General features: G+C 48.2%; 9 protein-coding genes and 1 pseudogene. 2 read left to right on the top strand and 8 right to left on the bottom strand.

Annotation, left to right across the window (positions count from 1 at the left end; all coding sequences use genetic code 11):
- A partial coding sequence (locus tag AC2FI9_RS22505; RefSeq protein WP_496770945.1) for a hypothetical protein occupies positions 1 to 184 on the top strand: 184 nt, incomplete at its 5' end.
- 343 nt (positions 185 to 527) lie between these two features.
- Here the strand turns inward: AC2FI9_RS22505 and AC2FI9_RS22500 are convergent.
- From AC2FI9_RS22500 to AC2FI9_RS22465, 8 genes are all read right to left on the bottom strand, one after another.
- The gene (locus AC2FI9_RS22500) at positions 528 to 1,403 is read right to left on the bottom strand and encodes a CYTH domain-containing protein (RefSeq protein ID WP_496770943.1); all 876 of its coding nucleotides are present in this window, start codon (positions 1,401 to 1,403) and stop codon (positions 528 to 530) included.
- Between the two features lie 142 nt (positions 1,404 to 1,545).
- Positions 1,546 to 1,920, bottom strand: coding sequence for a hypothetical protein (locus AC2FI9_RS22495; protein ID WP_496770941.1), 375 nt, complete (start codon positions 1,918 to 1,920; stop codon positions 1,546 to 1,548).
- Positions 1,917 to 3,089 carry a hypothetical protein gene (locus tag AC2FI9_RS22490; protein WP_496770939.1) on the bottom strand — a complete coding sequence of 391 codons (1,173 nt, stop codon included), beginning with the start codon at positions 3,087 to 3,089 and terminating at the stop codon, positions 1,917 to 1,919. Before AC2FI9_RS22490 ends, AC2FI9_RS22495 begins: the two co-directional genes overlap by 4 nt.
- A 5-nt stretch (positions 3,090 to 3,094) precedes the next feature.
- On the bottom strand, positions 3,095 to 4,465 hold the full coding sequence (locus AC2FI9_RS22485; protein WP_496770937.1) for a trypsin-like serine peptidase: 1,371 nt from the start codon (positions 4,463 to 4,465) through the stop codon (positions 3,095 to 3,097).
- 1 nt (position 4,466) lies between these two features.
- Positions 4,467 to 5,246 (bottom strand): hypothetical protein, encoded by a 780-nt coding sequence (locus AC2FI9_RS22480; protein ID WP_496770936.1) that lies wholly within the window; start codon positions 5,244 to 5,246, stop codon positions 4,467 to 4,469.
- A 1-nt stretch (position 5,247) separates the two neighbouring features.
- Positions 5,248 to 6,096, bottom strand: a complete 849-nt coding sequence (locus AC2FI9_RS22475; RefSeq protein ID WP_496770934.1) for a hypothetical protein — start codon at positions 6,094 to 6,096, stop codon at positions 5,248 to 5,250.
- A gap of 83 nt (positions 6,097 to 6,179) precedes the next feature.
- On the bottom strand, positions 6,180 to 6,770 hold the full coding sequence (locus AC2FI9_RS22470) for a hypothetical protein (protein ID WP_496770932.1): 591 nt from the start codon (positions 6,768 to 6,770) through the stop codon (positions 6,180 to 6,182).
- A gap of 423 nt (positions 6,771 to 7,193) precedes the next feature.
- Positions 7,194 to 7,613 carry a Rap1a/Tai family immunity protein gene (locus AC2FI9_RS22465; RefSeq protein ID WP_496770930.1) on the bottom strand — a complete coding sequence of 140 codons (420 nt, stop codon included), beginning with the start codon at positions 7,611 to 7,613 and terminating at the stop codon, positions 7,194 to 7,196.
- A 311-nt stretch (positions 7,614 to 7,924) separates the two neighbouring features.
- On the opposite strand from AC2FI9_RS22465, the pseudogene AC2FI9_RS22460 reads away from it, so the two are divergent.
- A pseudogene (locus tag AC2FI9_RS22460) lies at positions 7,925 to 8,466 on the top strand (helix-turn-helix domain-containing protein); the annotation flags it as partial.
- Between the last annotated feature and the right edge of the window lie 371 nt (positions 8,467 to 8,837).

The raw sequence follows: 8,837 nt of genomic DNA, 5'->3' as shown, positions 1-8,837 counted from the left end.
ATCAAACCAACCAGATGAGCCACATCCTCTCTTAGATCAGAGCGCCATCTGTCCCAAAATCCCTGACGACGGACACTGCAAAAAAGTTGATGCACTGTGTTTTTGGTCAACAAAGCGCGATGACGTCATCATGGTAGTGTTAGTTTCGCTCTTCTATTGGAAGCAAGCGCAAAAAATCATCTAGCCATCGAAAGCCGCCGTTTGGAAAAAGTGCGGCGAATGACGGCTCGGGGCCCACTTTACCGGATGATGCACCTCGCACCAATGTCGATTTCAGGGCGTAAGGTGGTCGCCGAATCCACTTCAAGTCTCAGTTTTTCGAGACTTTGCTGCTCGTTTATATGTCTTCCAGCTGTAACAGTGGCACCGGAACTTCGACCAACATGCCGTGCTTGCACAATGACATCATAGCCTTGCGTTCTGGACAACGACGAAGGAGGTCCAAAGCGCGGGCGTTGATGTGCGTCGGGCGTCAAACGGAGACCGCAATAACTTCTGCGCAAAGTTGCAGACTTGTTGACCGAGGGTCACTCACATTGTAGAACGGTGAGCCCCCCTTTGCTAAGCGTCGATGGCGTCAAATTAAATTCCTCTTGGATTTGTTGGGCAAGTTTAATGAGATCTATAACCTGTTGTGCCGTTCGATCACTTGCCACGATCTCAAGCTCAGCTTCAAACGAATGCGTGGTGCCGCCCGCGATAAGGTCCGTACTCGTGACTCGGTCCAAGGACAATTCATAGACAGCCCTATCATCGCTTTCGAAAAGTACGCGATATCGATAGTCAAACACATGCAGGATCGGTTGGAGGTTAGAGAGAAGAAAGTCCGGATGGTCTTGTGAAAGCATAGAAATTCCTTCGTGTGCTGGAAAATTTCCACCAAAAATAGACAGAACGGTGAGAGGGTGGTCCAAAAGACAGAGCCCGTCTCCATCGGAATCCGTGATTCGACAATCTCCCGTTTCAACACGGAACCAAGCCGCTCCAATATTGCACGGTGTCGATTTGTATTGCACCCGCTGCCAGTCCTCTTGCCAATTCGCCGCATCAAGGCTCGCTGGGCTGTTGTCTGCGGCACGTGGGATCGATTGGAAGCGGGTTCTGTGCCGAAGCGAATGAAGGTCACGGCTCAACGACTTCGTGGCGGAATCGTAGTATACGTCTATGAACTTTCTTGAGACGCCGCCCCATCGAACGTTCATCTGAAACCCTGACCAGCTATTGCTGTCAGCAAATGCGTTTGCCAACTCATTGTACTGTTCCGCAGTAATCTCCCACTTGGCTTCGATTTCCATTTCGGACCAGTTTGTCGGTAACTCGAAAGACTCTTGACCGGTTGCAGCAAGAACATTGATGGATACTAAACAAGCCGAAAAAGCCATCGCCCTAAAAGATAGTGACATCAGAGTAATCCCTCCTTAGGTTGAAATCGTAGCTCTCCCGTTTTAGTGTCGCCCCAAGTGCTCGTCATCTACAGGCAATGCGTCCTGATCCTAAGCTTCGAAATCAGAAGATTCACCTAGATTAAGCCCGTGCCATAGGCGCTCACTCTAAGAAGTCGCGAATGAGCTGGTGCGTTACGCATCCGTCCAACTGATCATAGCCGAGGTAAAGCTGAATTGCTTCTACGGTGTCTTTTTTGAGTGGTTTGCCAAACAAAAGCTCATCAGCGAAACGCGCACGCATTTTTTCGTACTGTTCCGGCAGTGTTGTTCTAATGCGATCCTTCATTCGTTGTTGCGCATTGATCAGGAGTCTTGGCGGATAATTTACCGATGGATCGTAGTCACAGATATGTGTTTGCTGTGATTGGGCTGGAAAAGAGCTTAACACAAAAATCAGTAAGCCCGTAGTTGTGATGGGCAGCAAAATGACAGAGCGCCGTTTTCCGTATAATTTGGATTTTAAAAAGTTCTTCACCACTTCTCCAAGTCTTCCAGCCCGGTTTTGTAGTCCTTCTCGGAAATGAGTTGTGATTTCAGATCAACCTCCAACGCAACGCGAACGAAACTCTGTACGGTCGAAGAGTAAGGGTCGATTTTATAGGCGTGATTAATCTCATCCCACCCTCGCTCTCCTATACGATACTTTGCTGCACCAACCATCAGAAGGGTATTTATCTCGAGGTCAGCGTCCGGTTCGAGTTCTAGAGCGCGGCTCCCAAATTTCTCTACCTTGTGCCAGTCACCCTTGTGATAGTTTAGAACTGTCCGCAAGAACTGGATGGATAGCTCGAACTCTTGGCTATTTGCTACTTCGGCAGGAAACTCAATCGCATACTCGTCAGTCTTCGAAAAATTGCTTGCGACAATTCTGTCTGGTCGTGAGCTATCCGTCAGCTTAAGCAGCAAGCCCGCAGGCCTCTGGGAGCACTGTCCAGAGGACTTTGCTCGAACACAAAATTGCATCGGCGCTTCGATGGGAATGTAAAAGGGCGGGAGCACAACCTTCTGGCGCGGAAATTCTGCAACGGCGACCCCGTCATGCGCTGTCGTGACTATCCAGTCTTCCAAACGGTCTTGTCGGTAGTCGGGATAGCTTCCTGTGTGCTCATATGTGAGCGAAACCGCATATCCGCCTAGTGCGTCATTGTAAAAAACGTCACGGACTTGGCCGGTTACTACACCTTGCATTGCGTTTGCTCGAGCAACACCGACAGAATTCGGCGCTGAAATAGAGGTGGAATTCTCATCTTGCTCAAAGCCGATTTCAAGAACCGGCAGCGTGGCGCGGCCTAGCGCGCGCAAATTTGGCTCCGTTGCCGCTGTATGCTCTGTAAACTTGCCAAGACGCTCCCTAGCTTGAACAATGCTTTCATCACTAACTCGTTCAAAGCTTCGGGAGCCGACCTCACCACCGAACTTTGGGCTCATAATGTGGTATTTTATGAACACTGGAAGCTCAGTGCGTAGCTTTTTTTCGTTGGCTTCAAAAGGTAGAAAAGCCATACCAATTTGTGCCAAATAGTTCGCGTAGTCTCTGGTCTCAGTTTTTGATCGCTCAAGAGCTTGGGCATAGTTAATCTGTGTAAAAATCGCGAAGTATGTGCAGATGGTCGTAGCTGTCAGGATTGCATGTGCTCTCAGCATGTGAATTAACCCTGTACCGTAAATCTTCTGGCAAAGTCGAACAGCGACCTTGAAAAGTCAGTCTGCACAACCTTTGGTTCAAGCTTCAAGAAGCTAGTCGCACGACGGGCTAACTGGCTCTTGATCTCCTTTTTGAGTTCGTCATTGCGCTTCAGATGATCGTCTACTGGAAGAGCCTCCCACCAAAGATCGACACCATGTGCACCAAGAAAACTCGCTAGCTGAGTCTTGAATTTGTCATTCGCTATGTGGATAGATTCTTCGGCCATTGGGTCGAATTCGATATATTTCTCGAAGTCGTCAAACTCGATGATATAGCCAGAGTGGCTGGTAGGATCATATGCGACGTGATCAGGGTCGACCAAATTGTAACTTTCTTTTGCATTTCCAACGAAGTAGAAGCCAAACCCATCGAATAAGTTGTCACGATCTGGCTCGGACTCAAAAAGGCCAACGATGAAAGAAATTTTGTCGTCTTTCCATATCTGGAGCAAATCATGTTGCCCAGTATCATGATGTTCTAGGACATCTACGATGGATCCGGCATAGGCGCGCGCATACCTGCTGTTCAGCTTATTTTTGGCCCCAGCAATTGCAGACGTCATATTCTTACGAAGTTGTTCGCCATGGATATCTCCACCGATCGCAAACACAACTGGAGCATCACGGCTTCTGCATCTTTCGGCAAAGACTTGGGGGAAGTCGTTTCGAAGGAGTCCGTTTATTGCGGACAAGGGCACCACACGTCTCTGTATTGTTGTGTTAGGGTTGCCCCCTTGTACGATACCAACCACGAATCCGGTATCATCATCGATCACAGGCCCGCCGCTGTGACCATGCGTAAACTCTGATCGCACGCTCCAAGTGTCGTTCTTTGCATGGTTATCAAACTGCACTGGAACCCTTTTAGCTTCACCCACCCCGAATCCGTGGGCAGTATAAGCTTTTGTCGGTTCAGGCGTATGATTAGTGCAAAAATCCATAGACTGTTCTGGATAGCGGTCACCTTCGACCGTAAAGGCAACTATATCATACAATTTTTGGTGTGGTTCAAAAAGATCGATCGCTGTGAACTCTGGGTTTCGCACATCTCCGTTCGTCGTCCTGTGTCTTAAAGAGATTTCAATTTCATCCTTACTTATCCCACCAGGTGGACAACCCTCAGGTGGGTCAAAAACATGCGCTGCTGTGACAAAGAGGTTTCGTGTTTTCCCTACCAGAAAAGCAGAACCAGTGACTGTTCTGTTGCCTTTGCAAACGTTCGGATATTTTATTGATATTTGGAAGACGCCTTCGGCAAGCTGCTGAGCGGATGCACCAGCGTATGATCCGAATGAAAGCGCAGTTGCAGTCAAAAAGATAATGGATAACCTCATGTCATTGCCTCATCCAATCTGGAGCGCCGAAGAGTTGTACAATGGTCAGCACATCTCCGTAGCTAAGCTTGCCTGAGCTCTTCGCACCATTGCAGTAATTCATCTCAGAATGTGGATCATAAGGCGTAAGAACTTTATCGCCACTTGTGCCGTCTTTGCGATTACAACCTTTGTGCTTGTCATGTCGCATGTGTTCGTGAACGATACCGAGAGCATGGCCAAACTCGTGTACGACTTGTGCCTCGAGCCGCAAAATACGTAGCGGGCATAGCTTTCCGCCGTTTGGACACGTTAGGCTCGATTGTGTCAGGTTCAGTGAAACCGCATCTTTTCGGCCTCTCCCCAGTGTGCCTAGCCCTGCAACAGTTGGACGCTCCTCGCTGATCGTGATGCCTATGCCATCGAAATTTTCGCTTGGACAAGTGTCCCACCCTGTTAGTTCAAGCTGTGAATAGTATTCCCATGAACTCTCTAAAGCCTTGCGGACTAGACGCTTGTCTCGACTATGAGAGTCATAAGTTTCCGCCCAGCAGACATAAATTTGGCACCTCTCCCATAGTGCGGACGATGCGACATATCCAAAATTGCCTATCTGGGCGAGTTCGACGCTGTCATGATCGAAACTGAATTTCTCGATTTCAGCTGCGTCCACTATAGCGGAGAAATTGGCGATTTCCCCGCGTGCGCGCTCTTCCGCACGACAGCTACTCGCATGTGCTTCGCTTAATCCAAGCAAGCTCGCTAGAAGCAAGCTTGCTGAAATCCTCAACAAACGGCTCATTTTATCGCCCGGAGAGTTTTGCGATCGCAACAGCGGTATCAAGTGCGTAGGCTAGGTTGTCTGCGATAACTGCACGTCGTTCATAGACGGTGTCGACAGGTATTTTTTTTCGATTGCTGGGCTTAGATGCAGCTGTTTTTGTACAGGAAAGCTCCCCGATTTCTAAAACGCCTTCAAAGACGCTCGTACGCATGTGCTTGAAGGCGTAGTAGTTGCTGAGGTTAGTAGTGAAATTGTCATTCATAAAGTCCGCATAGTTGACACCAAGCGAAGTTCCCAATGCGTAGGCCAGCAAGTGCATACCCAGAAGGTCGGAAGAATCATCGTATCCAAGGCTTGGTCCTGATGCACAGGGCGTTCCGCTTCCGTCTGCGTGAACTGACAAAAATACGTAACCTCGCATCGGCTTCGTAAAATTATCCGCAGGGATTACGGCAACGTCCAACTCAAGTTCGATTAATCGGCTGGCTGTTTGAGCTACGATCTCCGCAACCAAATCTTGTTCATAGATAGGGGTGCCATCCTCGAGTTTACCACCGCCGCCTGTCGCTCCCGTTGTTCGGCCATAGTGGCCAGGCTGCAGGATGACATCGTAGTGCTTTGCGCTAGGATGGGTGTCTTCGACAAGATCCTCGATATCGAAAATTTGTCCGATGAACTCAGGTGCATAGTTGCCTGCGTCCAAGTCAATTGTAGTGTCCATTCGGGCAAAGAAGCCGCCTAGGTTTATTGTCGCCGCGTTGTCTTGCGGTGCTTCCAAACTATCGTGGGCATAGAGCGGGGTCGTGGCTTGTACTAAGACAATCATCATCACGCCAAATATCGCGCTGAAAGCCGAACGTATTTTCATTTGTACTACTCCTTTTTTCCAATTCCTTTCTAAGGTGGTGTCGATGTAAGATGTTCATCTAAGTTACTGAAAATAAGCTACTTTTAGAACTTTCCTTGCTTTACGAGCTCAAGAAATTCGGAAAGCGCTGCTGTTGTTTCCGTTCGAAATTTGGGATTATTGTCTTCCCCTAAAGTAGGCTTGATGATCGAAAATCGAAAAAACGTTGGGGCTAATCCGCCATCTCGCCCCCGAAATTCAAGTTTCCCAGCATCAATGACCTCGAATTTCAAATTCGCTTTCACATTGCTAGCGTCGAATTCGGTACCAAGTGCGGTTCGCCCGTCCACTGACAGCTCGGTAAACTCAGAAAACCCGACTTCATCAGCGACCACATACAGTTTTTTGCCGTTAGACTTTATCACATCCATGAGCTGTAAGGATGCTATGAACTTATCGGGGTCGCCATTTAGGGCGTCAATAAGTCCTTGGACGGGACTGCGAAAGGCTTCCGTTCTGAGGTTTTCCGACTTTAGAACGGATCGTCTTGATACCTCGGCTTCAAGCGCGCTGACTTCCGCTGCAGTAAGCGTCACATTACCGTTAAACTTGGCTCCTGTCTCGAATGACACGGATGTATCAAAGCCTGTTTGATCGGAGAACTTGTTTGAAGGTTGCGGAGAAATGATGTCCACGCGTTGTATCTGCTCGGATGATCGATCCCAAATCCAGACATACCCTAGCCGTACATTATTGACGTTAAGTAAGCCTTTCTCTGTATATGCTCGCGACATAATGACTTGGGCTGAATCGCAAGCTGCGAACATTAGAACAAATGAAAAAATAAATATTCTAATCAATTTAATGTTCCCTCTCCTTCAAAAAAATCTGCTGGAGGCTGGGCTTTTGTAACAAAGAATATTGTTAGCAGATTTTCCCAATCAATCAAGATCGGCGCTGTTCCAGATGTGGTTGAAGCATTTTGTCTTCAATGAAATCGCACGTGTATAGCGTGCGTCACGGGAGCCAACTTAGTCAATCATTTTGTATCATATTCAGGCTATGTGTGGGAAGAAACCTGCTCCCTGAAACTTCACTCGTTCTGATGAGGTGCTTTCTCAATCGCATGGAAATGCACGTGTTAGAACCTTGACGGTGGCCGGTATGGCGCTCTCTTCCTTCATGTTGGGCTCACTTTCGAATAGGGAAGGAGCCAATAATACAAATATCTTAGCCATATCATTGAGCTTGACTTCTGTTTTAATGCAGACTTTCCCCTGAGCCGAACCAACATCGTGTGCTGCTTGAATGTATCCCTTGCACAGAGCCTTGATTCTGGAGCGTTCTTCGCTAACTGCGTCTAAGCACGTTTGCGATCCTTCGCCGTCTTCTTCTAAATAGTTAGTGTAGCATTCAGATGCGTCCGGATTACCACCAGTACACCAGCTATAGAGACCATTGCCGGAAAGAGTAAACTGCTGGCCGAGAGCAGCTTGAGTTGACAAGAGCACTAGGAAAAAAATGTACGCTCTGAACACGATTTATATCCTTTGAGCAAATCTCATTTAAATTGTAAGCCGTAGACGAAGAATTCTTTCGCCAGCTTTTTGGGTGAGTCAATATTGACTTAGAAAGCGGGAAATTTGAACTGTCTCGCTTTGAATCGAAATCACCGGGTCAAAACGGCCGTTTCTGCCTTTGTCAAAACGTACAAACTTTTTCAAAAACAACACTTTATATAAGGTTTACTACCTCTCCGCAGTCTGTCCAGGTGTGCTTTTGAGGATGAACTCGACCGCTGTCGCTAAGTTTTGTCCAAGTTTAGGAACCGCGTTGATCATTGCAGCCTCTGAAGGAAGTGGTTGCCGAACAGGCTCTTGAACTGCGGTTGCTCAAAAAAAGCATGATCGCGGATGGGGACGACGACGAATGAGATATCCCGCATCTGAAAAGCTGGAGATCATCCGCCTCGTCGAAGGTTCGCATCTCCCGACCAAGCGCACTTTGGAAAAGCTGGGCATCCCGAAGACCACCTTCTATCGCTGGTATGACCAGTATCTGTCGGGTGGCCCTGAAGCGCTTGAGGATCGTAGTCCCAAGCCATCACGGGTCTGGAGCCGTATTCCCACGCCAGTGCGCGAGAAGATCAAGGACCTGGCTCTGAAGGAAAGCGATCTGTCGCCGCGCGAATTGGCCGTGCAATTCACCGACACGGAAAAGTATTTTGTGTCAGAGGCTTCGGTCTATCGCATCCTCAAGTCTTACGACCTGATCACCAGCCCGGCCTATGTGGTTCTGTCAACAGCAGATGAGTTCCACGACAAGACGACACGACCAAACCAGCTCTGGCAAACCGACTTTACCTATCTGAAGGTGATCAGCTGGGGATACGCCGCTTCTATTCAGATTGTTGGTTCGGACTCTAGCAAAACCTAGAGCAACCGAGTGACGATTTGCTTTTCAAGGAGGGGCGGCGAGGCCTTTGATCGCTTCACTAAATGAAGGTAATTCATTCTGAAATTTTTGGTCAGTATACCGCGCCGATGTGATAAGAGTGTGTTGATACAAAAAGGTTTTTCGTGTGTTGGTAGGTAATGTCAAATGGAGCGCTACATTCCGCTGAGGCAGTCTAGCCCTCTCACACCAAGTTTGTCGTCGGATATCCACTGAATTGGAACAGTTGAGTGTCCGTCGTCAGGGATTTTGGGACAGATGGCTGCCTGATCTAAGAGAGGATCTGGCTCATCTGGTTTGTCTGATTA

The organism is Ruegeria sp. CDSA246 (assembly GCF_059611225.1).
Note: the sequence above shows the minus strand (reverse complement) of the source record. Positions and strands in the feature narration are given on the sequence as shown.